This is a genomic window from Rhodococcus sp. Ni2 (assembly GCF_021352185.1).
Classification (GTDB): domain Bacteria; phylum Actinomycetota; class Actinomycetes; order Mycobacteriales; family Mycobacteriaceae; genus Rhodococcus_F; species Rhodococcus_F qingshengii.
The window spans coordinates 2,308,052-2,333,871 of record NZ_WOXZ01000002.1; the positions used below are offsets into that span (position 1 = coordinate 2,308,052).

At 62.0% G+C, this 25,820-nt stretch carries 25 protein-coding genes and 6 tRNA genes; 16 read left to right on the plus strand and 15 right to left on the minus strand.

Features of this window, described 5'->3' with window-relative positions; all coding sequences use genetic code 11:
• From hemQ to GN300_RS24355, 5 genes are all read left to right on the plus strand, one after another.
• Complete coding sequence (gene hemQ / locus GN300_RS24335; protein WP_003942644.1) at positions 1 to 696, plus strand: hydrogen peroxide-dependent heme synthase; 696 nt, start codon at positions 1 to 3, stop codon at positions 694 to 696.
• A gap of 54 nt (positions 697 to 750) precedes the next feature.
• Entirely contained in the window at positions 751 to 3,027 is a 2,277-nt protein-coding gene (locus tag GN300_RS24340) for a molybdopterin guanine dinucleotide-containing S/N-oxide reductase (protein ID WP_063316498.1), read from the plus strand.
• Positions 3,028 to 3,109: 82 nt separating this feature from the next.
• Positions 3,110 to 3,583, plus strand: a complete 474-nt coding sequence (locus GN300_RS24345; RefSeq protein ID WP_233405688.1) for a YbaB/EbfC family nucleoid-associated protein — start codon at positions 3,110 to 3,112, stop codon at positions 3,581 to 3,583.
• Positions 3,576 to 3,887, plus strand: coding sequence for a hypothetical protein (locus GN300_RS24350; RefSeq protein WP_007732898.1), 312 nt, complete (start codon positions 3,576 to 3,578; stop codon positions 3,885 to 3,887). Before GN300_RS24345 ends, GN300_RS24350 begins: the two co-directional genes overlap by 8 nt.
• Positions 3,887 to 4,807, plus strand: a complete 921-nt coding sequence (locus GN300_RS24355; protein WP_007732900.1) for a hypothetical protein — start codon at positions 3,887 to 3,889, stop codon at positions 4,805 to 4,807. Before GN300_RS24350 ends, GN300_RS24355 begins: the two co-directional genes overlap by 1 nt.
• A 54-nt stretch (positions 4,808 to 4,861) precedes the next feature.
• Here GN300_RS24355 and msrB read toward each other — a convergent pair whose 3' ends face one another.
• The 4 genes from msrB to GN300_RS24375 are packed head-to-tail and all read right to left on the minus strand — an operon-like array spanning position 4,862 to position 8,969.
• On the minus strand, positions 4,862 to 5,293 hold the full coding sequence (gene msrB / locus GN300_RS24360; protein WP_003942631.1) for a peptide-methionine (R)-S-oxide reductase MsrB: 432 nt from the start codon (positions 5,291 to 5,293) through the stop codon (positions 4,862 to 4,864).
• 9 nt (positions 5,294 to 5,302) lie between these two features.
• Positions 5,303 to 6,586 (minus strand): glycosyltransferase family 87 protein, encoded by a 1,284-nt coding sequence (locus GN300_RS24365; protein WP_007732903.1) that lies wholly within the window; start codon positions 6,584 to 6,586, stop codon positions 5,303 to 5,305.
• Positions 6,587 to 6,646: 60 nt separating this feature from the next.
• Entirely contained in the window at positions 6,647 to 8,200 is a 1,554-nt protein-coding gene (locus GN300_RS24370; protein ID WP_063316496.1) for an alpha/beta fold hydrolase, read from the minus strand.
• A 19-nt stretch (positions 8,201 to 8,219) separates the two neighbouring features.
• The gene (locus tag GN300_RS24375) at positions 8,220 to 8,969 is read right to left on the minus strand and encodes a pyrimidine reductase family protein (RefSeq protein ID WP_063316495.1); all 750 of its coding nucleotides are present in this window, start codon (positions 8,967 to 8,969) and stop codon (positions 8,220 to 8,222) included.
• Between the two features lie 43 nt (positions 8,970 to 9,012).
• Here GN300_RS24375 and zapE point away from each other — a divergent pair, with 43 nt between their 5' ends.
• Positions 9,013 to 10,029 carry a cell division protein ZapE gene (zapE, locus tag GN300_RS24380; protein ID WP_003942629.1) on the plus strand — a complete coding sequence of 339 codons (1,017 nt, stop codon included), beginning with the start codon at positions 9,013 to 9,015 and terminating at the stop codon, positions 10,027 to 10,029.
• 12 nt (positions 10,030 to 10,041) lie between these two features.
• Here zapE and GN300_RS24385 read toward each other — a convergent pair whose 3' ends face one another.
• Positions 10,042 to 10,575: an N-acetyltransferase gene (locus GN300_RS24385; protein ID WP_007732909.1), complete on the minus strand. Its 534-nt coding sequence runs from the start codon at positions 10,573 to 10,575 to the stop codon at positions 10,042 to 10,044.
• Between the two features lie 67 nt (positions 10,576 to 10,642).
• Positions 10,643 to 11,839, minus strand: a complete 1,197-nt coding sequence (locus GN300_RS24390) for an MFS transporter (RefSeq protein WP_063316494.1) — start codon at positions 11,837 to 11,839, stop codon at positions 10,643 to 10,645.
• 116 nt (positions 11,840 to 11,955) lie between these two features.
• Here GN300_RS24390 and GN300_RS24395 point away from each other — a divergent pair, with 116 nt between their 5' ends.
• Together GN300_RS24395 and GN300_RS24400 are read left to right on the plus strand one after the other, a co-directional pair.
• Entirely contained in the window at positions 11,956 to 13,341 is a 1,386-nt protein-coding gene (locus GN300_RS24395; protein WP_063316493.1) for a GH1 family beta-glucosidase, read from the plus strand.
• A 174-nt stretch (positions 13,342 to 13,515) separates the two neighbouring features.
• Complete coding sequence (locus GN300_RS24400; protein WP_042919911.1) at positions 13,516 to 13,992, plus strand: alpha-isopropylmalate synthase regulatory domain-containing protein; 477 nt, start codon at positions 13,516 to 13,518, stop codon at positions 13,990 to 13,992.
• A 146-nt stretch (positions 13,993 to 14,138) separates the two neighbouring features.
• On the opposite strand, the gene GN300_RS24405 is transcribed toward GN300_RS24400, so the two are convergent.
• The 5 genes from GN300_RS24405 to GN300_RS24425 all read right to left on the minus strand — a co-directional run bounded on the left by GN300_RS24405 (position 14,139) and on the right by GN300_RS24425 (position 14,642).
• Positions 14,139 to 14,213 (minus strand) — tRNA-Val (locus GN300_RS24405).
• Positions 14,214 to 14,229: 16 nt separating this feature from the next.
• Positions 14,230 to 14,305, minus strand: a tRNA-Gly gene (locus GN300_RS24410).
• Positions 14,306 to 14,397: 92 nt separating this feature from the next.
• Positions 14,398 to 14,472: transfer RNA gene (locus GN300_RS24415), tRNA-Val, on the minus strand.
• 1 nt (position 14,473) lies between these two features.
• Positions 14,474 to 14,544 (minus strand) — tRNA-Cys (locus tag GN300_RS24420).
• A 25-nt stretch (positions 14,545 to 14,569) separates the two neighbouring features.
• Positions 14,570 to 14,642, minus strand: a tRNA-Gly gene (locus tag GN300_RS24425).
• A gap of 293 nt (positions 14,643 to 14,935) precedes the next feature.
• Between GN300_RS24425 and GN300_RS24430 the strand changes: the two genes are divergently transcribed.
• The 5 genes from GN300_RS24430 to GN300_RS24450 all read left to right on the plus strand — a co-directional run bounded on the left by GN300_RS24430 (position 14,936) and on the right by GN300_RS24450 (position 19,524).
• Positions 14,936 to 15,007, plus strand: a tRNA-Val gene (locus tag GN300_RS24430).
• Positions 15,008 to 15,280: 273 nt separating this feature from the next.
• On the plus strand, positions 15,281 to 15,520 hold the full coding sequence (locus GN300_RS24435; RefSeq protein ID WP_063316492.1) for a helix-turn-helix domain-containing protein: 240 nt from the start codon (positions 15,281 to 15,283) through the stop codon (positions 15,518 to 15,520).
• Between the two features lie 1,038 nt (positions 15,521 to 16,558).
• Positions 16,559 to 16,759: a ribbon-helix-helix protein, CopG family gene (locus tag GN300_RS24440; RefSeq protein WP_063316490.1), complete on the plus strand. Its 201-nt coding sequence runs from the start codon at positions 16,559 to 16,561 to the stop codon at positions 16,757 to 16,759.
• 215 nt (positions 16,760 to 16,974) lie between these two features.
• Complete coding sequence (locus tag GN300_RS24445) at positions 16,975 to 18,912, plus strand: hypothetical protein (RefSeq protein ID WP_063316489.1); 1,938 nt, start codon at positions 16,975 to 16,977, stop codon at positions 18,910 to 18,912.
• Positions 18,913 to 18,966: 54 nt separating this feature from the next.
• Positions 18,967 to 19,524: a hypothetical protein gene (locus tag GN300_RS24450; protein WP_156511774.1), complete on the plus strand. Its 558-nt coding sequence runs from the start codon at positions 18,967 to 18,969 to the stop codon at positions 19,522 to 19,524.
• 231 nt (positions 19,525 to 19,755) lie between these two features.
• Here the strand turns inward: GN300_RS24450 and GN300_RS24455 are convergent, their stop codons facing one another.
• Positions 19,756 to 20,793 (minus strand): hypothetical protein, encoded by a 1,038-nt coding sequence (locus GN300_RS24455; RefSeq protein ID WP_156511773.1) that lies wholly within the window; start codon positions 20,791 to 20,793, stop codon positions 19,756 to 19,758.
• Positions 20,794 to 20,877: 84 nt separating this feature from the next.
• Entirely contained in the window at positions 20,878 to 21,582 is a 705-nt protein-coding gene (locus GN300_RS24460; protein WP_063316486.1) for a hypothetical protein, read from the minus strand.
• Between the two features lie 117 nt (positions 21,583 to 21,699).
• Here GN300_RS24460 and GN300_RS24465 point away from each other — a divergent pair, with 117 nt between their 5' ends.
• The 3 genes from GN300_RS24465 (at position 21,700) to GN300_RS29785 (ending at position 24,059) form a co-directional block, all read left to right on the plus strand.
• Entirely contained in the window at positions 21,700 to 22,611 is a 912-nt protein-coding gene (locus tag GN300_RS24465; protein ID WP_233405689.1) for a PASTA domain-containing protein, read from the plus strand.
• Between the two features lie 165 nt (positions 22,612 to 22,776).
• The gene (locus GN300_RS24470; RefSeq protein WP_063316484.1) at positions 22,777 to 23,730 is read left to right on the plus strand and encodes a recombinase family protein; all 954 of its coding nucleotides are present in this window, start codon (positions 22,777 to 22,779) and stop codon (positions 23,728 to 23,730) included.
• Between the two features lie 200 nt (positions 23,731 to 23,930).
• A complete protein-coding gene (locus GN300_RS29785; protein WP_267933188.1) occupies positions 23,931 to 24,059 on the plus strand; it encodes a hypothetical protein in 129 nt (42 codons plus the stop codon).
• Between the two features lie 209 nt (positions 24,060 to 24,268).
• Here GN300_RS29785 and GN300_RS24475 read toward each other — a convergent pair whose 3' ends face one another.
• Together GN300_RS24475 and GN300_RS24480 are read right to left on the minus strand one after the other, a co-directional pair.
• Positions 24,269 to 24,556, minus strand: a complete 288-nt coding sequence (locus tag GN300_RS24475) for a recombinase family protein (RefSeq protein WP_082845790.1) — start codon at positions 24,554 to 24,556, stop codon at positions 24,269 to 24,271.
• Positions 24,553 to 24,777 carry a hypothetical protein gene (locus GN300_RS24480; protein WP_082845789.1) on the minus strand — a complete coding sequence of 75 codons (225 nt, stop codon included), beginning with the start codon at positions 24,775 to 24,777 and terminating at the stop codon, positions 24,553 to 24,555. The genes GN300_RS24475 and GN300_RS24480 overlap by 4 nt, the downstream gene beginning before the upstream one ends.
• Positions 24,778 to 25,820 lie beyond the last annotated feature (1,043 nt).

Genomic DNA, 25,820 nt, shown 5'->3' on the forward strand with positions numbered 1-25,820 from the left:
ATGGCACGCCTTGATTTCGACAAACTGAACTCTGAAATCCGCTACCTCATGTTCTCCGTGTTCCAGGTGGAACCCGGTGTGCTGGGCGATGATCGGGAAGCTGCGGTCAAGGACGCCCGCTTGTTCTTCGAGGGTCTCGAAGACAAGGGCGTCGTGGTTCGCGGCATCTACGACGTCGCCGGCCTGCGCGCCGACGCGGACTTCATGATCTGGACCCACGCGGCCACCATCGAGGAACTGCAGGCCGCGTACGCGGATTTCCGTCGCACCACCGTCCTCGGACAGGCCAGTGCTCCCATCTGGAGCAACTCGGCGGTGCACCGCCCCGCGGAGTTCAACAAGAGCCACGTGCCCTCGTTCATCGCGGGTGAGGATCCGGGCGACTACATCTGCGTCTACCCGTTCGTCCGCTCGTACGAGTGGTACCTGCTCCCCGACGAGGAGCGTCGCAAGATGCTCGCCGATCACGGTATGGCTGCTCGCTCGTACAAGGACGTTCGCGCCAACACGGTCCCGGCCTTCGCCCTGGGGGACTACGAGTGGATTCTCGCGTTCGAAGCACCCGAGCTCATTCGTATCGTCGATCTGATGCGCGATCTACGTGCCACCGAAGCTCGCTTGCACGTTCGCGAAGAGGTGCCGTTCTTCACCGGCCCGCGCGTGGACATCGAGAAGCTGGTCCTTTCCCTTCCCTGATCTGCTTCGAAAGTAGTTCCTGTGACAACTGCACCGAACCGGCGTCGTCAACACATGTCCCATTGGGGAATGTTCACCGCCGAATCGGTCGCCGGCGAGGTGACCGCCGTGCATCCGTACGAGGGTGATGCGAATCCTTCGCCGATGCTCGGGAACCTCGCCGGTTCGGTGCGCAGTCGGGCTCGTGTTTCGGGCCCGGCGGTGCGTCGGGGTTGGCTCGAGAACGGGCCGGGTCCCAGCGACCGACGTGGAGCCGACGAATTCGTCTCGGTCTCCTGGGACGAGCTGACCGAACTCCTCTCGCGTGAACTGCGTCGCGTGGTCGACGCGCACGGAAACAACGCGATCTTCGGCGGCTCGTACGGCTGGGCCAGCGCCGGCCGATTCCATCACGCGCAGAGCCAAGTTCACCGATTTCTGAATCAGCTGGGTGGATACACCAAGTCAGTTCACAGCTACTCGCTCGGTGCCACCGGCGTCATCATGCCGCGTGTGGTCGGAACGCACTGGAAGTTGTTCGCGCGCTCCACGTCGTGGGACGTCATCGCGAAGCACTCCGATCTCCTCGTCTCGTTCGGAGGAGTGCCGATCAAGAACACCGGAGTCAATGCCGGTGGTACGAGCGATCATCCGACGCGCGGGGCGCTCGACGCGTTTCGTGCCCGCGGCGGAAAGATCGTTTCCTTCAGTCCGTTGCGTGACGACGTCGAGGGTGACTGCGAGTGGATCGCACCCGTTCCGGGAACTGACGTTGCAATCATGCTTGCCCTGGCGTTTGTCCTGGCGTCGGAGGACCTGCACGATCGCGATTTCCTGGGCCGTTTCTGCGTCGGTTACGAACGCTTCGAGGATTACCTGCTCGGACGTTCCGACGGTGTACCGAAGGATCCGCGCTGGGCGCAGAAGATCTCCGGTGTGTCGGCGGAGTTCATCACCGACCTGGCTCGGAGAATGGCGTCTGGCCGGACGCTGGTGACCGTCACGTGGTCGTTGCAACGCATCAAACACGGTGAACAGGCGCCGTGGATGGGCGTGACACTCGCAGCGATGCTCGGCCAATTCGGGCTTCCGGGTGGAGGTTTCGGGCACGGCTACGGTTCGATGAACGAGCCGGGTCTGGCTCCGGTGCCGTATCCCTTGCCGACCTTCTCGCAAGGTGTGAATCCGGTGTCGGATTTCATTCCGGTAGCCGCGATTTCCGACCTGCTGCTTTCGCCCGGGGAGGAGTTCGACTACGACGGCCGACGCCTGACCTATCCTGACATCCGGTTGGTCTATTGGGCCGGTGGCAATCCGTTTCACCACCATCAGGATCTCCCGAGGCTGCGACGGGCATTTGCGCGTCCGGACACGATCGTCGTTCACGATCCGTACTGGACGCCGATGGCCCGCAACGCCGACATCGTTGTCCCGTCGACCACCTCGCTCGAACGAAATGACCTGAGCTGCACTCGAAACGACCCGCTTCTGGTCGCGATGCAGCAGGTCGTTCCACCTTTCGAGAACTCGCGTGACGACTACGACACGTTTGCCGCTCTGGCTTCTGCGCTCGGATTCGGGGCACAGTTCACAGAGGGGCGATCCTCACAGGAGTGGATCGAGCATCTCTACGCTCAATGGCGGCCGTTCGTCGATGCAGACGGCGGCAACACACCGACGTTCGAGGACTTCTGGGCAGAAGGGCACTACCGGATGCGAACCGAAGACAACCTCGTGCTCTTCGGTGACTTCCGTGAGAATCCCGAGAAATATCCGCTCTCGACTCCGAGTGGGAAGATCGAGATCTTCTCCGAGACCATCGAGTCCTTCGGCTACGACGACTGCGCCGGCCATCCGCGCTGGTACGAGCCCGACGAGTGGCTGGGTGGACCGCGAGCCTCGCAATTCCCGCTTCACTTGATCGCCAATCAGCCCAAGACGCGTCTGCACAGCCAACTCGATCACGGCGCTGCGAGCCAGGCGTCGAAGATTCAGGGACGCGAGCCGATTCGTATGCACCCCGATGCAGCGGCCGCGCGCGGCGTCTCGGCAGGAGACGTGGTGCGGGTGTTCAACGATCGCGGAGCGTGCCTTGCTGGTGTGATCGTCGACTCGGACTTGCGGAGCGACGTCGTCCAACTTTCCACCGGTGCCTGGTACGACCCGCTCGATCCTGCCGATCCCGACTCTCTGTGCGTGCACGGCAATCCCAACGTTCTGACACCGGACATCGGTACGTCGTCACTCTCGCACGGGTGCACCGGCCAGCACGTTCTGGTGCAGATCGAGAAATTCGACGGGGCCCTGCCGCCGGTCAAGGCGTTCGATCCGCCCGTGCTTCGTTCACGCTGACGGAACCGATCGGCCACCTCTCGCGTCGAACCTCGTGAGCGCCTGAATCAGGTGTCACGATCTATCGAAGGTGGGGGCCATCGTGAGTGCAGCGGATGTTGGTTCGATGCGGGGGCAAGTCGAAGTACTTCGGGCCCAGATCGATTCGATGCAGCACGTTCTGTTGGAGCGGACTCGATCGCTGGTGGACTTGCAGGAGAGGATCGCTCGAGCGACGGCGAGCGCGCGTTCGAGTGACGGCAGCGTGGAAATCGTCGTCGACGCCTCGGGGGCGGTGGTGGGAGTCGATCTCTCGGGGAGTTCTTACGCCAAGCATTCGCCGGCAGCGTTGGGGAATCTGATCCTGGCTACGGCCGCGTCTGCGGCAGAAGACATACGCCGACAGGTTGCCGAGATGACGAAGCCGCTCACGGAGGCGGCCGGAATCGACTTGCCGGACCTGGTTCCGGGCGTGCTCGGATTGCGCGAGATTCTCGAACCTCGTCCGAGCTCCACACCGGCTTCCTGCGACGAGAACTGGGACCGCACCGTTCTGAGGAGCTCCGGCAATGTCTGAACTGGGCGTGAATGTGGCCGCGATGAAAAGTGCTGCACCAGCCTTCGCGGTGGTCGCTGCCGATCTCGACGAGGCGCGGAGCGCTCTCGACGCAGTGGTCGCCGCCGAAGAGGGTTGCTGGGGCACTGACCAGTTCGGATCCGCATTCTCAGGCGCATATGTTCCCGGTGCTGAGTCAGCAGTCGGTGGGATGACGCTGGTCGCGGGCGCGCTGCGCGAATTGACCGCCACGCTGATCGAGATCACCGATCGTTTCGAATCGATCGACACCTCGTTTGCCGACGACATGGCGGGTGGGCTCTGATGGGACTCGAGATTCCAGGCTGGTTACAGGCGGTTGCGTCGGTCGCGGTGGGCAGTGACTGGCCGCAAGGAGACGAAACGGCACTGTGGAGGTTGGGTGATGCCTGGTCAGGCGCGGCTGATCGGATCGAGGCTTCGGCCGCTGCCGGTGGTTACGGATTGCAGGCAGTACTGGCATCGATCGACGGTCGAGCCGGCGACTCGTTGTCTCGGTATTGGTCCGAGGCCGGGGGAGTTGCGGAGGTCTTCGAGCGGTTGTCCTCTGCCGCGGCCGAACTGGGTCAGTCATGCACCGATACCGGCACGGACATCGAGTACACCAAACTGTCGATCCTCGCGGCGCTGGGCGCACTGGCGCTCGAGATTGCCGCCATGGTGGCGGCTGCTGTCCCGACACTGGGTGTCAGTACCGCCGGGGTCGTGGCGGCTGAGGTCGCAACAACACTCACGGTCCGAATGTTGTTGCAGCAATTGTTGATACGAGTGATCGAGGCTGCGGCAGTGGAAGCTGCCGCTGCCGTCTTCTCCGGCCTCGCCATTCAACTCGGGCAGATGACGATGGATCATCGCCAGTCGATCGACGGTGGCAAGGTCGTGACCGAGGGGCGCGACGGTTTCATCAAGGGACTTGCGAACGGAGGGTTGAAGACGACGCCGGATCGTGTCGGCCCTGACCCGAACCCGCTTCCGACCGGTTCGAGGTTGCAGGAGATCGCGCGAGGTGCCTTCGACGACGCGGTCTCGGGAGCGTCCGCTGCGATCGTGACGAAGGAAGTCACGGGCGGCGACGCCGCGTTGACGGACATCACTTCCGGCGCGATCGGTGGCGGGATCGGTTCCGTCAAAGACGGACTTGTCGCTCGCAACGAGGACCTGAATGCGGCCGGTCTGAGCCCGACTGCGCTGAACTGGGACTTCTGAGTGGAAAGTCTCGAATCGTGGGCTACCAGTGATACGGGGTAGCCCACGACCTGGCTACTGAGCGGGCTTGAGGACCAGCGAGATCGAGTTGATGCAGTACCGCTGATCGGTCGGCGTCGGGTATCCCTCGCCCTCGAAGACGTGACCGAGGTGGCTGTGGCACTTCTTGCAGATGACCTCGACGCGGCGCATCCCGAGTGAGCTGTCTTCTTTCAGGATCACGGCATCCGAATCCGCCGGATCGAAGAAGGACGGCCACCCGCAGTGCGATTCGAACTTCTCGGTGCTGCGGAACAGTTCGGCTCCGCAGGCCCGGCAGGAGTAGACACCTTCCGTGGTGGTGTCGGTGTACTCGCCGACGAAGGGGCGTTCGGTGCCGGCTTGGCGCAGGACGGCGAACTCCTCCGGCGTCAGTTTTTCGCGCCACTCGCTCTCGGTGTACGTGACCTCAGGTGTGCTGTCGATGCCATCGTGTGAAGAACTCATGCCTCCACGCTAATGCTTTGTCGCCGTTTCGGCTTCGTCGGCAGGTGAGACGGTATCGAGTGGGGGATCGAGGAGGTACGCGGGATCGATTCCCCGATCCAAGCGGCCCTCTCGACGCGCGACCAGATACCGGTATCCGAGGACACAGAAGATCACGATCAGCAGAAGGCTCCAGCCGAGGGTGCTCTTGGTGTATTCGGCCGCCCGGCCGAAGGTCGGCCAGCGGTTCGACCACCAGCTGTCGAACGTCATGAAGCCGTAGACGGCGAGCCAGGCCGGCCAGTTCCGCATGACCGAGTTCTTGAGCACCACGGACATCAGGAGCGGGAGCAGCATCATCGAGTAGTACATCTGGCCGAGCGAGGGCAGCAGGAACGACGCGGTCATGATCACACCGGTCGCGGTGGTGAGGAAGAAAAGTTCGTCGTTGCGGTAGTAGCGGTACAGAAGCCACAGCGAGACGACGACCATGGCGGCCAACACGACGCGCAAGAGCAGGATCAACCATTCGGGCAGACCGAAGTAAGCGCCGTTTCCGACAATCGAACTGTTGAAGTAGTCACGAGATTCGAGCAGGTACGGCACGGTGCGGCGGACGAAGTCCATCGGATCCGACGCCAGCGGCCATGCCACGACCGTGAGAATGAACGGGATGCCCAGGGCGGTGACGAACACCTTCCACTGACCGCGAACGAGTGGCAGCAGGAGCAGCGGCGCGAGAGTGGGTTTCACTGCGATGGTGAGACCGATCGCGGCGCCGGCCCACAGATCCTTCTTGCGCATCAGCAACAGGAGGAAGGCAACTTCGCCGAGCAGGACGAGGCCGTTGATGTTGGTGAACACCAACGTGTTGGTGACCGTCTCCGACATGAACGCGCCGAGCACCAGAATTGGCGCCGCGATGGAACTGATCGTCAGGTCGAACAAGCGCAACAGCAGGTAGAGAGCCACGAGAATGGCGACGGCATTGACACCGATGAACAGCCACCGTGAGCGCTCGGGATCGAGGATCGCCAGGGGGGCCATCAACAAGGAACCCGATGGTGGGTACAGGTAATGGGGGTCTACGGAGTTGAAATCTGCGGTGTAGACGTCGCGCCCGTTCCAGAACGCCAGCGCGGCGTTGTAGACCGGTCGGAAGTCATCGGTGATGGCGCCGTTGACTGCTGTGACGATGACACGATTGAGCACTGTCATCACGGCGATCGGCCACAAAACGAAGTTGACGACTTGTTGGGTTGTCCGCCCGGTACGCGGCTCGAGCTGTCGAAGGAACACTTCGGCACGGTACACCGGAGCAGGGTGTGATCGGGGGATGCACCCCTTTTCGGTCGTGGTGGACGAGCGCCCGAGTCAGGCTGGGCACACGCTTCCGTTACTGGGCAGGGAGGCGTCGCTGAGGTAGAGGCGCATCGCCTGTTGAGCGCAGGTGGATTGTGCCGCGGGGTGACCCGCACCTTGCCAGTCCAGAGTTGCGAAGCGCGATCCTGCATTGGTCACGACGCCGGTGACGGTCGAGAGTCCGGAGTTCCCGACGGCCGGGTCACCTTGACCGCTCAGCACGAGGACTGGGGGCTTCAACTGATTCGGCAGGGGGGAGTTGGCGGTCGACGGCCAGCTGGCGCACGCCAGCAACCCGAGCGCGGCTTCTCGCCCGAACACCGGATAGTTGGTGCCCCAGGTGTCCGCAAGCTCGCGCGCACGCCCGATGCCCGGCCATTGCATGCCGTCGGTGCACCGTCCGATGAACTGGCCGTCGCCGTCCACCTCGTTCTCCGCCCGGGCGGCGCGCTCTCGAATCGGCGAAGCGTTGCCGGTACCGAGCGCGGACAGAGCGTCGGACAGTGAGCGGGTCTCCTGCTCACGGTTGGTTCCGGCAGTCCACAGGCTGGCCGAAATCGCGTTCGACACCGCAGCGGCGGACAGCGGCTGGAATTCATCGGCTCGAGCGCGCTCCATCAAGTCCGTGACCGATTTCTTCGGATCAGGTCCGAGCGAGCACCCCAGCGCCACACATCGCTGAGCGAACGCGGTCAACGCGGCTTCCTCGCCCTGCACGCGACTCTCTGCCTCGGTGGCAGCGTCGGTGGCCACCGGAGCGGGAGAATCGAGGATCAACCTCGCGAGGTTGTTCGGGTGGGCCGCCGCATAGCTCAGCGCGATGTCCGAGCCGGACCCTGCCGACCACAGAGCGATGGTCTCGACGCCCCACCGTGTACGTAGAGCGTCGATGTCCTCGGCTGCGGAGTCGGCGCCGAACTTCAGTTCTTGAGGGTCGAGGTAGTCCGTGCAGGCAATGGTGGCGTCGTGACCGAGGGCCGCGACCGCATCGGCGGCGTCACCGGTGGTGTCCGAGTCGAATTGGCCCAGATCGTGAAGTCCGCGCCGAATCTCCGGCGTCATGCAGTCGATTGCGGTGGACCTGTCGATTCCGCGGCGATCGAGGGCAACCACCGGATGTTCGGCGAGAACCGTGTTCAAGCCGGAAGCGGCGAGCACGGCCAGAGAGTTTCCCGACGAACGATCGGTGCCCGATGTGAACACGATCGGATACGCGTCGGCAGGCGTCGACGAGGTCCGAGCGCGGGTCAAGCCGGCAGTGAAGTTGCCGTCGATGGCGCCGGTCACGTCGATGGGGGCATTGAATTCCGCGCATTCGAGAATGACGCCGGCGCTCGACGCCGCGAGAGCCTGGTCGGCGAGTGACGTGCCGGTGCAGTCTCGCCACGGTATGTCATCGGTCGGGACGCCAGGGTCAACCGGCGGCGCATCGGGCGACGGTCCCTCGCTCTGGGCAGGGCTGCCGTCGGTGCGGCCTTCGACCGCGACGGCGGGCCGAAGCGACGGACCGGCGCCGCACGCACAACACGTCGCGAGGACGACGGCCATCAAAGCAACTCTGCGCATGCCGACCAGAGTGCCAGGTTCACCGACGTGGCTGCTGACGAACCCATCGAGTGAGGATCGTGCCGTCCGTATCGCCGAGAATGTGCGCGGGACGCATGGCTGTGGGCATTGCGTTGGGGGAGAGGGAGATTCGGCCGACTTTGCTCCCCACCAGTTGAGGTGACGTGGTGATGCAGAGTTCGTCGACGGCATTGTCCTCGATCAACTGCCCGAAAAGTGATGGTCCGCCCTCGCACAGCACGCGACGGAGCTTGCGAGCCGACAAGGCCCTGTCGATGTCGCCGCTGGTGACGTTCGGTGAGTCCGTCACCTCCACCTGCGCTCCGGCAGATCTCAGCGCCGAAATTGCCGCGGAGTCCGCGTCGCGACCGACAACAAGGATCGGTGGAACTTCGGTATCGCGAAGGAGTCGGCTTTCGGGGTCGATCGACGCGTGCGCCGAGACGACGAGGATCGGTGGGACCGGAGCGAGGCCGCTCGCCTTTCGTCGCGCCCGAGCTGCGTCCGAGACCTGCACACCCCCGTAGTTCTCGGCTCGCGCTGTGCCTGCGCCGACCACGACGACGTCACAAAGTTCGCGCAAGATCCCGAATACCGACTTGTCTGCCGGTGTGCCCAGTCCACCGCTCACTCCGTCGACGGCGACGCACCCGTCGATGCTGGAAACGAAGTTCACGCGCATCCAGGGTTGCGAGAGGTTCTCCGGATAGGCGTACAAGCCGCGGAGTTCGTCGTCGTGGCCTGGTGTGAAGTAGGTCGCAATATCCATACGGTGCACATGAGAGATCACATCACGTAGATACCCTTGACGGATGCATGAACGTCTTGTCGATCGAAGCCCGGTGGTACCCGCCGATCAACTGGTAGCTCAAATGGTGCCTCCCGCAATGTTCGACGAGGTGAGTTTTGCGTCCTACATTCCTGATCCGAAGGAACCGAGCCAGGCAGCTGCTGTCGCCAAGGCCGAGGAATTCTCCAAGCGCGTCACCAAGATCCGTAGTGGTGGACGCCGCGGACTGTTCGGCAAGAAGACCCAGGCGACCGGCGCCGGCCTGTACCTCGACGGCGGGTTCGGTGTCGGTAAGACTCACTTGCTGGCGTCGATCTTCCACAGCGTTCCGTCGCCGAAGGCTTTCGGAACCTTCGTCGAGCTGACACACGTCGTCGGCGCTCTCGGCTTCAACAAGGCGGTCGAAGCGCTCGCCGACCACAGCGTTCTCTGCATCGACGAGTTCGAGCTCGACGATCCGGGCGACACCATGCTCGTATCCCGCCTCCTTTCGGAGCTTTCCGCGCGCGGCGTGTCCATCGTCGCGACGTCGAACACGCTTCCCGGCCAGCTCGGGGAGGGTCGCTTCGCCGCCCAGGACTTCCTGCGCGAGATCAAGAAGCTCGGCTCGATCTTCGAGACGATTCGCGTCGACGGCCCCGACTACCGTCACCGCGATCTCCCGCCCGCACCCGAGCCCATCTCCTCGGAGGAGTTGGTCTCTCGGGCCGACGCCATCGACGGCGCCACGCTCGACAACTTCGACGAGCTGTGCAAGCACCTCAGCACCCTGCACCCGTCGCGGTACAACAAGCTGGTCGAGGGTGTGAAGGCCGTGTTCATCGACGGTGTCCACCCGGCAACGGATCAGTCCGTTGCACTGCGCATCGTGGTTCTCGCCGACCGCCTGTACGACGCGAGCATCCCGGTCACCGTTTCCGGCGCACGCCTCGACGAGATCTTCACTCCCGAGATGCTCGCCGGTGGGTACAAGAAGAAGTACTTGCGCGCGACCTCGCGCCTGCTCGCACTTTCTCGTTTCGAGGTCGCGGCCGGGTAGTCTGCACGCCTGTCAGCTGACGGGGCGCTCCATCACGAAATCGTGGTGGAGTTGTGCGCCCACGAGGAAAGTCTTCGTGCCGACCTGGGTGAAACCGTGCTTTGCGTAGAACTTCTGGGCGCGCAGGTTCTCCTGATTGACGCCCAGCCAGATCCCGGCACTTCCGCTGCGTCGTGCGTGGTCGACAACCGCGTCCATCAAGGATGCTGCCGCGCCGGTTCCGTGGTTACCCGGAAGCACGTACAACTTGCTCAGTTCCGTTGTCGGGCGAAGTGTCACAGCAGCTTTGACGTCCGGGTCGGAGGGCTCGTCGTCGACAAGCATCGCGTAGCCGACGATCGAACCGTCGCGAATGACCTTGAGAACGGTTCGCGTCGGATCGGTCAGGTACTCGGAGAACTTGTCGACGGAGAGAACGTTGTCGATGAAGGCACTGATGTCGTCGTCCGACGCGTCGGGCGGACACGCCAGTGGAAATGTCACCGCTGCCACGTCGGCGATTGCTTCGGAATCCCAGATCCCGGCCCGGTCAACGGTGATCGTCACGTCAGTTTCTGCCTCTCGCGCACACAATTCGGTCGATCAAGTACACCACTTTCCTCGGGCGCAATGCTCAAGCGGCGTTCTCGGCGACCGGAGTTGTGGCTCGTTTCGGTGCGAACGCGGGAGCAAGAACTATCAAGATCGCGCAGAACGCCAGCGGAATCAGGAACCCGATTCGAAGGTCACTGAAGGCGGCGACCGCGCCGACGATGCCGCCGCCGACGACTGTGCCGACGTAGTTGAAGAGGTTGATGCGTGCGATCACCGCATCGACCTGATCCGGGGGAGCCATCCTGCCGGCAGCGCTGAAGCAGATCGGAGCGATCACCGGTACCCCGAGCCCGACGATGAGGAACCCGGCGATGGCAACGGCGGGAGATTGCGCGAGGACGACAACTGTCATACCGACTACGCCGATGAGAGAGCCGATCCGCACGACGGTGGTCTCACCGAATTTCCCGACCCAGTAGTCCCCGGTCAGTCGTGCGACAAGTGCCGCGATCTGATACGCCGCCACGGAAAGGGCAGCGGTCCCGGCGTCGGCGAGCAGTTCGTCCTTGACGTACAGAGTCGACCAGTTTCCGACGCTGAAGTCGACCGCGTAGAACAATGCCATCGCGACGCCGAGGAGGACGAAGGCGCGGGTGGGTACCGCGAATTTTGCGGTGCTCGTGATGTTTTCCTCGGCAACCGGAGACTCGGACCGATCGAGCAGTTGCGGGCCGAAGGCCAGAAGCATCAGTCCGACAACAACTCCAGCGATCACCTGCGTGACGCGGATCGAAATGTCGAGGCCTGCGGTAGCAGAGATGAACAGGGCGCCGACAATCGCTCCGACGCTCCAGGAAGCATGGAACGAGGAGAGGATGAAGCGGCCCTTGGCGTGTTGGATCGAGACTGCCTGCATGTTGGCGGCCGCGTCGACCATGCCGAGTCCGATGCCGTAGATCGCCAGGAAGACGAAGAACATCGCTGCGTTGGGCGCAATTCCGGTTGCCCCGCCGAAGACTGCGATGACGGCGAGCCCAGTTCGCAGGGTCATCTTGCTCGACGTTCTCACGGCCAGCATCTCGGCGAGCACGCTGCCGAGTCCGGCGATGACGGACACGGTGACAACCGCAACCACAACCAGTGTCTCGCTCAGCTCGAACAAGTCCTTGTACTGCGGCAGCTGCGTCAGAATGGCGGCGAGCAGAAATCCTTGAAGTCCGAAGGCCACCGAAGTGGCGATCCGAGCCCTCGTCAGGGTGCGGGTGTTATCCGTCATCAAGCAGGGCCTTTGTCTCGTTCGTTCGGTTAGGCCGAACGGTACTGGATCTTGATACTGGTCGAGTGTCCAACAAAGCTGCGTGTTTTGCACGGTTCTTTGATTAACTGACCGACATGACTCGGCAGCCGACACCAGAATTTCCGACTTCCTTCGTCTGGGGAACCGCCACTGCGGCCTATCAAATCGAAGGAGCAGTGGCCGAAGACGGTCGCGGACCGTCGATCTGGGACGAGTTCTGTGACCGTCCCGGTGTTGTCGTCGGGGGCGACACCGGGACGGTCGCTGCCGATCATTATCACCGCTGGGAGTCGGACATCGAGCTGATGAATCAGCTCGGGCTCGACGCTTATCGGCTGTCTCTGTCGTGGTCGCGCATTCTGCCCACCGGATCGGGGGCAGTGAATACGAAGGGGCTCGACTTCTACGACCGCCTGATCGACCGACTGTGTTCGGCGGGAATTACTGCCGCTGTCACGCTCTTTCACTGGGATCTGCCCCTTGCCTTGCAGGAGCAGGGCGGCTGGATGAACCGCGACACCTCGTATCGGCTGGGGGAGTATGCGCAGGTCGTCGGCGAGCGGCTGTCGGATCGGGTCGGAATGTGGATGCCGCTCAACGAACCAGTTGTGCACACGCTTTACGGGCATGCCCTCGGAGTTCACGCCCCCGGACTGGCCTTGGGGTTCGACGCTTTCCAAGCCGCACATCACCAGCTGCTCGGGCATGGCCTCGCTGTCGAAGCGCTTCGGGCAACCGGATGCACGAACATCGGAATCGCCTCGAACCATGCTCCGGTGCGTGCCGCTTCGGATTCGCCGGAAGACGTGATGGCTGCCGACATCTACGACCACGTCGTCAATTGGATGTTCGCCGACCCGGTTCTGGTCGGGAAGTACCCGGCCGACGAATTCGCTCAGCTGCTCAGCGGTCCTGTCGACGAGGACTTGAAAATCATCGGGGCGCCGCTCGACTGGTACGGGATCAACTACTACGAGCCGACGATGATTGCTGCTCCGGTGGAAGGCCAGGGGACCGAAGGTGTGCTCGAAGTCGACCTGCCCCCGGGCCTGCCCTTTGCCCCTGTCGCGATTACCGGTTATCCCACAACCGATTTCGGTTGGCCGATCGTTCCCGAGGGGCTGGGCGAGATCTTGCGGACGTTCCACGCCCGCTTCGGTGACGCACTGCCGCCGATCTACATCACCGAAAGCGGATGTTCATTCCACGACGCCCCGGATGCCGCAGGCGTCGTCGACGACGAAGCACGAATCGACTACCACGATGCGCACCTTCGCGCCCTCCGATCGGCAATGGACGACGGTGTCGACGTCCGCGGTTATTTTGTGTGGTCACTTCTCGACAACTTCGAATGGGCTGCGGGATACAAAGAGCGATTCGGCCTGGTGCACGTCGATTTCGACACCCAGAAGCGCACTCCGAAGACCTCGTTCGAGTGGTATCGCGCCCTCATCGCCGAGCACAAAGCGGCTCAGGTCTGACCTGTGCGGAGTCGGTCTGGGTTGCATTCTCGAACCGGGCCGCCTACCCTCGTCTCTCATGAAGCGAATTCTCGTAGTAAGCCGCCGTAGCGGGGTCTGAATCGGACCGACCCCTCGCTGCGGGTCGTCTTGCTACCAGTTGGTCCTCCACTTCATTCCAGGAAGACCACGATCATGACTTACAACTTCGCTTTCGCTTCTGATTCTTCTTCTGCTGCTGATCCCTTCGCGGCGCGTCACGGCAAATCTCTGCCCGCCGGCTTGCGTGCCGAATGCTCAGCGATGTCGTGGACCGAGTTCGAGTCCACGTATGCGGCTATGAGCGGCCCGATCCGTCTGGGTGCGTGGTCCTCCGAGAAGATTGCGCCGGGTCGTTGGGCCTTCGAAGCGACTCTCGGTCTGGGGGAGCGTATCCAGAAAGCGTCCGCCACCTCGACCGGCGCGATCTCGGCCATGACGTCGATGCTGCACGACGCGGGAATCTCGCTCGAGATCCTATCTTTCCATCAGCACCAGATCGGCCACCGCACTGCGACGTTCATCTTCACCGAGTGCGACGGCCGTCGGAGCTGGGCGATGGGTATTGCGGAGTCGTCGACGGAGTCCTCGCTGCGCGCGATGACTTCGGCAGCGAACCGCTTCTCTCACTGAGCAGTTACAACAATCTGATCAGCTACATCAACCGCAGTACTGACGTGGATGCCCGAGGGGGCTTGCGTCAGTACTGCGGCCCGTGTGTTCGGCGCTCGAACGCAAAAAGCCGGAACCCTGAGGTTCCGGCTTCTTGCATTCTCAAATGGTGCGCGATACTGGGATTGAACCAGTGACCTCTTCCGTGTCAGGGAAGCGCTCTCCCGCTGAGCTAATCGCGCGGGTTCTGGAGAAAAATGGAGCGGACGACGGGATTCGAACCCGCGACCCCAACCTTGGCAAGGTTGTGCGCTACCAGCTGCGCCACGTCCGCATGAGCAATGAACTCCGTTACCGGAACTCAGTACTTTTCTAACTTATCAGACCTGCAAGCAGGTCTTGACCACCAGGCCCTAGGGCCTGACGTGGTGCGCGATACTGGGATTGAACCAGTGACCTCTTCCGTGTCAGGGAAGCGCTCTCCCGCTGAGCTAATCGCGCGAGGTGGAGACGGGAATCGAACCCGTGTGCACGGCTTTGCAGGCCGTTGCCTCACCACTCGGCCACTCCACCGTAAAAGGTTGAGTCACACCTCTCGAGCGGACGACGGGATTCGAACCCGCGACCCCAACCTTGGCAAGGTTGTGCGCTACCAGCTGCGCCACGTCCGCATCGCACCGTGTTGCTTGGGGAGCTGCTCGCTCTCCTCGGTGCGTTGGAAACATTAGCCGACCGTGTCGGATACACACAAATCCCCAGCTCAGTGGCGTGTTCGGAGTCGAATCGGCCCGTCGCGCGCGTTGCAACTGTCCGTCTTGGCGATGAATATGGTCTGAAATCAGTTCGAATTCGTAGATTTCGGGGTCGCCTGGAGCAAAACGAATGCCAACCTGGTGATTCGTATTCATCGCGCAGCCGTGTTAATGTTCCAACTCGTTCGAGCGCATGCGTTCGGATGACTTACGGTCCCGTGGCTCAGTGGGAGAGCGTCCGCTTCACACGCGGAAGGTCGCTGGTTCGATCCCAGCCGGGACCACCCGAAGAACCCCCTGGCAGCAGGGGGTTTTCTTCGTTTTGCGGAGGGTTAAGCGTGGGGCCGTGGGCCCTACGTGGGCCCTAGCAGTTTACGGCGCTGTCTGGTAGGCCCTGTGGCCCGCCGTGTCGTGGCAGGCGACTGCAATGGCGTGGCATGTAGGCTTGGAGCCAGACAAGAGAAGCCTCGGGGTCGTCTGAGATACCCCCGATACCTAGCCGGGTAAGACGCCACAGCGCGCGGGAGCCGGACAGAAATATCTGTCCTGGAGTCTCCTTGTCTACTCGAACTTTTGCATCGACACCCGATCCGTACGCCGACTTACGGGCGTTCAGCGTGCCTGAGGTGGCCGAACGGCTACAGCTCAGCCAGCGCGCCATCTGGCGCTTGCTTGCCGACGGCCACCTCAAAACTCTTTTCGCCCGCAAGCCGGGCGTTCCGGTACGCATTCCGGTCGAAAGCTTGCGGGCACTTCTGGCCAACGGCCACCGTGACGGTATCGGTGGCGATGCCTGATGTCGCACGCATAAAATCCGCCAGCAGCGCTGACGGGGCCTCGAAGAAAACTGAGTAGCTTGGGGCAACGATAACTACGGTGGCCGCTTACGGCTGTCTCTGCGAGTCCCTCGCGGACGCGGGCCATATCGACAGGCTCGCCGTATCCGTGTCGGCCGGCACGCTGAACCTCCTAGAGCGCGGAGATGTCGCTGCCACCCGCGACAGGGCTAATGGCGCGTGAGTATGCGGTCCGGCTACAGCCCAATGTCGAGCCCATCGACATCGGGCTCACCACGGTCTCCGACACTGCTGACCCACCGCTGGGTCCCGACCTCGACGGCCCGCTACTTGAGGTCGGCTGCGGGCTTCTTACTAGCAGTGGGGCGTGGGTAAGACCTGGGTGTGTCTGCGGCGTGCCAGGACGCGGCGAAGGCTGCCAGATGGCCACCAGTGTTGCTGTGTACCTGTTCCTGGACGCAATGGTGTCGGCAAGCCGTATGCACGCCTGCGGATGCTTGGGAGGCCCGACGGCGCCATCCGTCAGCGAGCAGTGAACATCATGGACCCGGATGCACGGGGTGGTGAGCACCCAAGAGCACGTTTGAGTCGCTGAGCGGCATCCTGCGGGGCCTTGGAGTAGGTCCGTTAGGTCATAGCAGACTCGTCCGCTAAGGCGATCGCGGCGATGAGGGTAGCGAAACGACGCCTCGGACACCAGCCGTGTGCCCGGCCTCGTAGAGGTTGCTGCGGACCCGCTTCTCGGTTCCGGAATCGGCCGATGGAAAATCTCCGTCCGACAGGATGTGAGATTGGTCACTTTTTGGATCGGTTGCCAAAAAACTTCTTGCGTTACTCGAGTTAGTTATGTCGGTGGGGTCTCCCTGGGGAAATGAATTGTTTTGCGTTACCCGGGTGATTGTCCGCCGTGAAACTCATCGAAGGTGAACGAAGGTGAAATATTCCCTTGACCTGCGGTAATGGCGTGACTCGGAGGGTTTGTGGGTTCCACCCAGGTTATGGGAATGTCTGGAGCAGCTTGATCGGGAGGAGCCAGTAATGGGCATGGCAAGCAAGGGGTCACGCAGGGTGATCACCTCACGCGTCCCTAGTGATCTGTACGAAATTCTCGAACAGCACCGGCGCGCGGCTGGCGTGCGCAGCCTCAGTCAGTTCGTTGCCGATGTCCTGGCGAGTCACTTCGGCCGCGCCGATCTGATTCTGGAACTCGAGCCGGATTTGCTGCCAACCTCGTTATAAATCAATTGCCAAATCCGCCGTGGCACTGCCCAGCTGAGAAATAGAAAACCCCCGGTGCTGGCCGGGGGTTCATCAAAGCTGTGTGAGATCCGAGTTAGAGGCTCGCTTCTCAGCGGTGCTGCTATGTCCACGAAGGGACTGTCTTGCATGACAGGTCTCAGGGTACCGCGCACCCTAAAGGGTGTGCAATCCCTGCACATAGCGCGTCGGAAACAATGCCCGATGCTAGCTCCCCGCCATCTCGGTGGAGTGAGCTCTACAAGCTGATCGTCGACCTCAGCGCCCCTGGCCGAGCCTTAACTAAGGCCGCCGACGGAACTGACGTTGCACAGTCGCTGAAGGCCGGCAACCCGCTCGCACTGATAGCCGAAGCCGAGGCTCTCGGCGACGGTGACGCCGCCCATGCCGTGGTTGCTCGTATCCGATCTGACCTTCTGACGGTCGACCTTGATGGTTGCGCCGACGTCATACAGCCCGCCGTCTTGGACGCCGCAGAGATCGTGAATGCACCGCTGGTCCACCTGGCCGCGTCCGGATCACCTGATTCGGTCCACATGGTTTTCGCGCCACCGACGCTATCGGCGCGGACCCATCTGATAGGCCTGATCGACGAGATTCGGGTGTGGGCTGGCTACGACACCCGGACCGTCGACGTCCTCACCCCTGCTCGCTACCTGCGCTTGCCGGGCTCGGCGTCACTCAAACCGGCCGGTGATTTCTGCCGGCCGATCGACGTCGATGGAGTGCTCCTGTCCGCCGCCGCTGCGGCCGCCCGAGCCCGCGCTGCCCTCGTCAGCATCACCCCGTCGACCCGGCACGACGTCGGTGATACGACACCGGCTGCCAGCGAACGGCGTTTGCGGCCAACGAATGTGGGCGGCGATGCGGCCACCGCTGCCCGCATCGTCCGGACATCGTCAGAAGACGCATCCCCAGTCGTGGTGACCGACGTTGCGCCGCGGGCATGGCGCTTGCGGACGCGGTTTAGCGCCACCGACTGGCGACTCCTCATGAGCCACCCACCTGTCGGTGCCCGCTCAGACCGGGCCACCGATGCCGCGTGGAGGTTGTGGCAGTCAGGCATCCGCGACTGGTCAATGGCCCACTGGTATTACCGCAACTGCGCGGTCTTCGCGAAGTTCACTACCCGGGACAGCACCGCCCCGGGTAGTAGCCGTGCGCATTGGGAGTCCATCGCCACCAGGGCACGGGGGCATCGCCCACCACTGAGCAGTGCTGAGCACGGCGTTATTGACCGCGTCCGCGAGCAGCTGTGCTCCTGGACCGACCGCCCTGCCCAGGCCATCGCGATGCTCGCGATCCTCGAGCGCCGCTTTACCGATGGTCATGGGCTCACTGACCGCCCTATCGCAGTCCGGGATCTGATGTCGTGGCTGAATGTGGCCTCTATCGGCACAGCCAAAAAACTCCTTGACGATCTCGTCGAGCAGAGAGCGCTTGCGGTCTCCACCCCGTACGCGCAGACCGCTCCCCGAGAAGCTTCCCGGTACTCGCTTTTGGATCCGGCGGGTGGTTTATCCCGGACATATTCAGAACATGACGTCACAATCCTTGGGGGGTCCACCGCGAAGCTCCCCCTCACCCACGGCGAGCCCCTCTCCCCGCTTTGGGGTCTGCTAGGTGCCGACTGCTGGCGGGTCTACTCCCACCTACTGGCAAACCCCGCTCCCGTCGCGTCTGCGGTCCTGGCCTCCGAGGTTGATCTGCCCGTGGGTAACCGGCGTTACGGTTGCCTACGCCTGCTGGATGCTCTGGTGGATGCGCAGCTGGTCGAGCGGATTGATCGAGGGCGCCGGACGAAATGGGTGGCGATCGCGGGTGACGCTGTCCGGAGGGCTGAAGAAGCTTCCGGTGCGCTGGTGCGGTTGAGGGCCCTTAGGACTCGGATCAATGCTGAAAGGGGTGCTTGGCATGCGGAGACACGCGCCGAGCACCACAGGGCCAAGCGTGTGCTGCGCCGGATCCTTGATGGCCTGCGCGAACGCGCACCGAAGCCACAACTCGAACTCGACTTCGAGGTCGGTGCGGAGTTCTCAGCTGCGAGTGTCTCAACAGCGCGTCCGACCGGTCGGACGCGGCGCGGGCGACACAGGCGCCCACCGGGACGTCCATCAGAACGGGGAAGTCCCTAAGTCCCGAAAATTGTGTTGTTCGCCGAGGACTTTTCCGCGCAGACATACACAACGGTGACGTGGCTGACCGAGCTGACTCCGAATCTGAGCATCAAAATGCACACTGTCAACGTGTTCGTGCTGCCTGGTCCGATCCAGCAACCCTGCGTGGTGTTCCGTCGGCTCTATCCGACCGATGACCCGGCCACCAGGGTCCTCACCCCTGGTGTTGCGGCGAGCGCAGACGGCGTAGTTACGAAAATCGCAAACAAGAAGTGGGCGGACCGCTCGACCTACCTGCTTCACGACAATGACGTCATTCCGGAGGGAGCCGTACTCGAATTGAATCTGCGTGCGAACCTCGCCGCCGATGTCGTGGAGAAAGTCGAGACATGGATAGCGGCGAAGCCTGGACGTGGGGAAGCGCACTGGGTGCGCAACCGGGCGGAGCCGCTTCAATGGTTCGGCGGAGACGACCCGCTCCGAACCTGGGCGCCGACAAGCTTGGCGAAACACATCATCGAACAGGCCATAGGTGAGCGTCGCGATTACCTCCCCGGCGGTGACGTTTGTTACTACCAGGGTACGAAACTCATCGTCCTTGCTCGTGAAATCGACGACCCGGCGAACTGACCAAACCTGTCGAAAACACTGAAATGGGGCATTTTCGACAGTTGTTGTTCGGATACTCACGCTCGGTTACACAGGCGTCTCGAGCGCAGATCAGAACCCCGCCCATCAGGTCGATGCACTGGTGCGGGTCAGAATCGATGCCGTGAACATCCACGCTGACCACGCCGGTTTCGATAGGTTGCCGGCCGGACTGCACAGGGATGCCGGCCGGCAACGGTTCATTCGAAGGTTTCAGTCGTCGGAGTTGTTGATACTGACCGCGCAGCGCAGCACGACCTGCCACAACTCGTCGAGATCGGTATCGGCGACCGCGAAACCCTTTGCAGTGGAACGGTAGTCTTGCCCGATCAAATCGGCGATTTCGGCAAAGCCTGGGTGCTGACGGACCACCTCGTATTGATTCCAGGTTCCGTAAGCCATGAGTCGGGCAGCTTTGTTGATCCACAGTTGGATCGGAGCAAACCGCAACCCATAAGGATAGAGGAATACCCCACCTCCAGGCCGATTGCCGAACCACAGGTTCTCGTGCGTGCCGCGTCTGTCGTCGAGGCCTTCGATCCGGTCGAAGAGTTTTTCGGCGAGGGCACGGTCGGATGCGGAGCCGAGGGCATCGAGAAACGATTCGGTGGTCCAGGAGGTTGTGGGGCCGGCGCTGCGGGCTTTGGCGGCGGCGATCTCGCCGCCGTAGGTCGACGGCATCAGGAATTCGATGTCCCCGTGTCGGGCGTAGGTCAGTTGAAGTGCGGTGACGGCGACGTCGTCGCGGGTGATGCGGTTGAGAAATTCCACCAACCGTTTCAGATCGTTGTCGATCCGGTCGACGGCGAGGCAGAGGTCGATTCGGCCTTCTGTGATGTTGTTGTCGAGTTGTTCGAGGGCGGTCTCGCCGAGCCCGTTCAGGTCGTCGCCGCGTTGGCGATTCCATTGTTCGCGAAACGATTTCGGACCGTCCACCCAGATCGCGGAGGCGTAGTCGAGGACTTGGCCGATGACCATTCTGCGGCGTTCGGAGTTGGAGGCCAGTTTGCACTCGACGATTGTGATCGCGCCGTCCGGGCTGATGATGCACACGTCGGCGGGTCCTGCTGTTGTGGACAGTTCTCGCACCGTCAGTGAGCCCTCGGGCACCCCGGGTACGTAGTGCGGGTCGGAAGCGATGATCCGTTGGAGGTGGTCTTCGTTGTCGTAGGCAGTCATTTCCGGTGAATCCCAGGTTCCTGTTGTACCTAGACGCCGGACCAACAATCCTTGCTCTGCATCACTTGCCATGCGGTTGCACTTCCGTAAGTTCGTTTTTCGCTGAGTCTGGCGTGTGGAGAAGGTTCCGAGAATCTCCGCTCGGATCTGCGAAACTCAGCTCTGCTGATTCACGGGTCGGCCGGATTCGAATCGCCAGATCGCATGATCGAGGTGGGTGACGTTGTGGCCGGATTTTTCGGCGACTGTTTTCACGAGCATCGCGGCATCGGGTGCGCTCACATTCTCCGGAGTGGTGCCGATCGCGTCGGCGACGTAGCGGATGACCATGCGATCGGCTTTCACGCCGGGGATGCCTGCGAGCATCAGGAAGTAGTTCCAGGTGATCCCGGAGCGCTGGCCAGGAACTGTGGCCCAGACTTTCTTCGCGTTGGCGAGGGCGTCGGCGTCGGCTGCGCGGAGGTCGTCGGTGCTGTCGATACCCAGTTCACGCAGCCGCCCGGCAGCCTCGTGAATGGCCGCAGCCTTGAGTGGAGCGCCTTTGGTCGTCGAGGTCGGTTTGCGGTTATTCGTCATCGCAGCCCACTCCTGCGGGCCGCCGAGTTCGTCGAAGGTACCCAACAGAGTGCCGGCATTGTCGGTATCGGCATTACCGTCTTGAGCTTGTCGATAGTCGATGTAATGCCGCAGGACGTTTTTGACGGAGTTGTAGTGCGCGCCGGTGGATGCGATCGAGTCGATGATGCACAGGGCAAGACTGTGCGGATAACCGTCGGGGCGGAACCACAGGTCAGGATCACCGAGGTCGGCGTCGCAGCGCTTCGCGAGAAGTTCAAGCCGAGCATCTGACGTTGTGGGCATGCTGTGTCCTCTGATCTGTGGTCTGAATTGGATGGCTTCCCCGCGCACTATGCCCGAGTACTCCGACATCGCTGAGCGAAATAGAAGATCGGGCGATGCAGCGGACGGTTTTGCCGCATGATGCAATATCCGAGAAATCAGTCATCCGGAAAACAGTTACCGAATCTTCCAGTTGCCCCAAGACAGGTAAAAATGCCGACGAAACGCACCACCACAGCCCTGATATCCGGATTCGCTATTTCTTTCGCGTTGGTGGCGTGTGGGAGTGATCCGGTCGAAGTGCCGAAGGTGGCAGGTATTCGACTCGACGACGCCCATAATGTCCTCAAAGATGCCGGTTTCAAGGAATTCGAGGATATCGACGCGATATCGGACCGGCAGCCCTTGATGGATGCCAACTGGGTGGTGGTCGAGCAGATCCCGCCGGCGGGGGATCGGATGGACCAGAAGGACAGCGTCACCTTGAAGATCGCGAAACCGGAAGACGAGGGAATAAGGGAAATTCTTCCCCAGGATTCACCTGTCCTGGCGGAAATACGCGAGCGTGACGCAGCCGCCGAACGCAGGAAGGCCGAAGACGACCGTAAAGCTGCGGAGAAGGAACGCAAAGACGCAGCGCAACGCCTGGCGGACTCGAAGAGTTATGTCGGCAAGGTCGATCCCGCGACCCGACTGGCGAAGGCTGCCATCGACGAGGCGTTGGTCTTCGGAGAGGATGTCAGTGCAGGTCGCGCATCAGTTCTCGACATCGTCAGTTACAAGCAGGCCTTCAAACGGACGATGGATTCCTATATAGCGATCCTCGAAGGCCGGGACCTTCCCGATCATCTAGAGGGGGCGGTGAGTGATATCAACGAGTCTGTCGACGGTTTCGGCTACTACCTCGAAACGCTATACACCGCAGCTGGTTCCACAGCAGAAAGTTCCATTGCCCGCTCCCGGATCGTCTACGCCGAACACAAGTCGTCCTACAACGACGCGGTGGAGAAGATATACGAAGGATCGTCGGTGGCTCCTCCGCTGCTGTGAACTGCGGTTGGTTTTGGCACATCGCCGAGGTTCATGGTGGTGCGACGTTTCAGAGCGCGATGATCCCGGTGCGCCGGGTGAGGGTCTGAGTTCGTGCCCCCTCACGCCTGATTCCGACAACTCCAAACCTGTCGGAAAACCTTAAACAAGGGTAGTTTTCGACAGATGTTGTTCGGTTACGCCCGAGTCTCGAGCGCAGATCAGAACCCCGCCCATCAGATCGATGCCTTGGTTCGGGCAGGGATCGACGCTGCGAACATCCACACCGACCACGCCAGCGGCGCGAAAGCCTCACGCCCGCAACTCGATGCGGTGCTGACTCGACTACGTAGCGGTGACACCCTGGTCATTACCCGGCTCGATCGGTTGGGGCGCTCGGTGTTGCATCTGATCACCCTCGGCGCCGACCTGCGTGAGCGTGGGATCGGATTGAAGGTCCTCGAGCAGGGCATCGACACCGCCACCGCCGAGGGCCGGGCGATGTTCGGGATGCTGTCGGTGCTCGCGGAGCTCCAGCGTGAGTTGATCGTGGCGAACACCCGCGACGGGTTGGCCGCGGCACGGGCGCGGGGCCGCACCGGCGGTCGCCCGTCGAAACTGTCCGGCGATCAGATCGCACTCGCCCAACAGTTGTACGACGGCGGGGAGAAGACGGTCGCGCAGATCGCGGCGATGTTGAATGTTCCTCGCACGACCGTCTACGGGCATCTCAACAAACGAAGCCAGGCCACGAGTTCGCAGACTCGTCCGGGTAGAGAACCCGCGGCGGTCGCGGATTCTGTTGCGGCGGTGCGGTCGCCGCGGATCTGCCCGAGCTGCGGGTACGCGCCGAGCACCCGAGCGGAAGCCGCTCACCAACGTGCGGACCTGGCCGTCATCTGGCTCTACCCGTATCCCGCCGATTTGGGTTCGGTGATCGCCCGATTACATTGCCACCACTGCGAACCCGCGCCGCCGGCATTCGATGTCGCGTGCGCGGTGTGCGGTGACGGGCCGATCCTGGCCGGTGATTTCGCGCAGACCGCACAGGACGGAATCCTTCCGGATCCGGTGCAGCAGTGGCTCACCTCGAGCGGGTGGACGGTGGCGCGGGAGTTGCGGTGCCCGGACCACACCTGAGGTAGTAAACATGATTACTCGATCATTCCGTAGATGTCTTTGCTCCCAATTCTGCGCGGCGACGAATTCGTCGATCCCAACCGACGGGGCAGAGAGGGACCGATGCGGGGGGACCTGTCGACGCTGTCGTTCTCGCGAGGGACGAGCGAAGATGCTGACCCGGGGATCGTGTGCTCAGTCGCGCTGAGGCGTAGGCCTGCATGGTGCCATCCGAGCGCGAGGCGGACATCGACTGCATGATCTTGGTCGCCATCGAGTCGGTTAGATCGGGCGGCGCGGCCACAGCGACGTCGTTCTCCCAGGTGAGCGGGACCGGAACTGCTCGTTGAGACGGCATCAGGCCACAGTATCGGCACCCACCGACATTCTTCGTCGTCCCGCTACCCCGGAGCTTTTCGGTGCGTCCGTGGTCGAATCCACCTCACTGTCAGATCAGGATCTGTGCCGGTAAAGGTATGGGAGAAGACAACTTTCGCCTCGACGGGTGATAGCGACTTAACCAGGTTGGGTCACTATCACCAGCGTCGGCGTCATCGAGCTAGGAGGCTTGGCGTCCCCCGTTTTCCGAAAATAGTTCTCCGCCAAAGATGCTCGTATCCTCAGTCGAGGTCATTTCGTCGCGCAGCTTCGACGCGACTGCTGTTCCGAGAATTCTGTGAACATGAGGGCGTTTCCACTCCGGCTTTCCTGTCGCCGTGGGGATTTCATCGCGGTTGAGCTCGTCGGCAATGGATTGCAGTTTTCTCCCGTCTTTGCGCATCTCCACAATTCTGCGAACCACCGGACGAGGGCACATCATCGGACGGCCAACACTGCGGCCGTTCATTTCTTACCGCCGCGCGCCAGGCGGTTCAGCAGGATCTCGAAGAGCCGAGTGGCGCGCTCCGATCGGTCTGCCGATGCGAATAGCGCAAGGGCCAAAGTGCAGGGCACTAGCGAGAGCATGATGATGCCGCGCCACTGCAGTACGAGGATCAGGACCGCCGAGAAGATCCAGGCAACAGGTGAATTAGGTACAGCGTCAGTCAACGTGGTGAAAATATTCACGAAGATCGTCCTTCCACGCAGAGTGCGTGTTGGGCGGGCTTCGATTTCGTTGTTTAGACGCGCCGAAGACCCGCAGGTGGATTAGTTGCAATCGACCTGCGAGCATTGGGGCCGCGTGTGACCTGCGGCTTAGTTGTGACTGTCCGCCCCGGGGCGTCGCTCTGTTGGGCGCGCCGAACCAACAAGGATTTTATGCGGGCGGTGAGTCCGGTCTCTGTTTGAAGCTTCCGGCGCTTGCTTGGAGGGAGGTGTTCCTGGAGGCCTGTGATCTTCGCCCAGCGAACCGGCGTATTTCGGCATATCCACGATTTCAACGAGCGGCGAGAGAACCCCAGCTCATTTAGCACCTGACGCATCGGCGACATGACGCGGACCATATCTTCAGTGGCACGAGACACCGTGCCATACGCAGCACGGTGCGAAGCCAATGTTTGTTCGCGCATCCGCTCGAGTTCAGGAACTACGGGTGAGCGCATCGGTGACATGGCGCGGACCATATCTTCAGTGGCACGAGACACCGTGCCATACGCAGCACGGTGCGAAGCCAATGTTTGTTCACGCATCCGCTCAAGTTCAGCTACTACCGGTGAGCGCATAGCCTGTCTGATAACCGAGAGGGCTTGATGGACACCAGCAGTTGGCGCGGGAAACCCCGAACTCGTCGCCATCGCCACTGTTGCCATACCTGAACAATACTGCTTCCGTGAAATGTCCGTATATTGATGCGATTTGGTCATCCCGCCAATCAGACCAACTAGCCCTGATTCATCGAAGCTCAAGTGCTACTACGGATACGACGACTACCCTCGCCGAACCAAGACCCGGTGCGATCAGGTCAGACAGACAGCCGGTCGGCACGAAACCGGTGCGAATATTTCCGATTGCACGGATGGATTAGGGCCCCATGAATCTAATGATCCGGATGTTCGAAACCGTGATCGGGGTCCCTGCTGATTCACAGGCACGAGCGACTGCCGTTGAATTCGAGTTGAACGATTCGGCTACCGACTTACTTGTCATTAGCTTCACCGTTTCAGTCGGAA

Excerpts from the sequence above, each read along its gene's own strand:
- hemQ (WP_003942644.1), top strand. The coding sequence starts at position 1 with ATGGCACGCCTTGATTTCGACAAACTGAACTCTGAAATCCGCTACCTC.
- GN300_RS24340 (WP_063316498.1), top strand. The coding sequence starts at position 751 with ATGTCCCATTGGGGAATGTTCACCGCCGAATCGGTCGCCGGCGAGGTG.
- GN300_RS24350 (WP_007732898.1), top strand. The coding sequence starts at position 3,576 with ATGTCTGAACTGGGCGTGAATGTGGCCGCGATGAAAAGTGCTGCACCA.
- GN300_RS24355 (WP_007732900.1), top strand. The coding sequence starts at position 3,887 with ATGGGACTCGAGATTCCAGGCTGGTTACAGGCGGTTGCGTCGGTCGCG.
- msrB (WP_003942631.1), bottom strand. The coding sequence starts at position 5,293 with ATGAGTTCTTCACACGATGGCATCGACAGCACACCTGAGGTCACGTAC.
- GN300_RS24370 (WP_063316496.1), bottom strand. The coding sequence starts at position 8,200 with ATGCGCAGAGTTGCTTTGATGGCCGTCGTCCTCGCGACGTGTTGTGCG.
- GN300_RS24375 (WP_063316495.1), bottom strand. The coding sequence starts at position 8,969 with ATGGATATTGCGACCTACTTCACACCAGGCCACGACGACGAACTCCGC.
- zapE (WP_003942629.1), top strand. The coding sequence starts at position 9,013 with ATGCATGAACGTCTTGTCGATCGAAGCCCGGTGGTACCCGCCGATCAA.
- GN300_RS24390 (WP_063316494.1), bottom strand. The coding sequence starts at position 11,839 with ATGACGGATAACACCCGCACCCTGACGAGGGCTCGGATCGCCACTTCG.
- GN300_RS24395 (WP_063316493.1), top strand. The coding sequence starts at position 11,956 with ATGACTCGGCAGCCGACACCAGAATTTCCGACTTCCTTCGTCTGGGGA.
- GN300_RS24400 (WP_042919911.1), top strand. The coding sequence starts at position 13,516 with ATGACTTACAACTTCGCTTTCGCTTCTGATTCTTCTTCTGCTGCTGAT.
- GN300_RS24440 (WP_063316490.1), top strand. The coding sequence starts at position 16,559 with ATGGGCATGGCAAGCAAGGGGTCACGCAGGGTGATCACCTCACGCGTC.
- GN300_RS24445 (WP_063316489.1), top strand. The coding sequence starts at position 16,975 with ATGCCCGATGCTAGCTCCCCGCCATCTCGGTGGAGTGAGCTCTACAAG.
- GN300_RS24455 (WP_156511773.1), bottom strand. The coding sequence starts at position 20,793 with ATGGCAAGTGATGCAGAGCAAGGATTGTTGGTCCGGCGTCTAGGTACA.
- GN300_RS24460 (WP_063316486.1), bottom strand. The coding sequence starts at position 21,582 with ATGCCCACAACGTCAGATGCTCGGCTTGAACTTCTCGCGAAGCGCTGC.
- GN300_RS24465 (WP_233405689.1), top strand. The coding sequence starts at position 21,700 with ATGATGCAATATCCGAGAAATCAGTCATCCGGAAAACAGTTACCGAAT.
- GN300_RS24470 (WP_063316484.1), top strand. The coding sequence starts at position 22,777 with ATGTTGTTCGGTTACGCCCGAGTCTCGAGCGCAGATCAGAACCCCGCC.
- GN300_RS29785 (WP_267933188.1), top strand. The coding sequence starts at position 23,931 with ATGGTGCCATCCGAGCGCGAGGCGGACATCGACTGCATGATCTTGGTC.
- GN300_RS24475 (WP_082845790.1), bottom strand. The coding sequence starts at position 24,556 with ATGAACGGCCGCAGTGTTGGCCGTCCGATGATGTGCCCTCGTCCGGTG.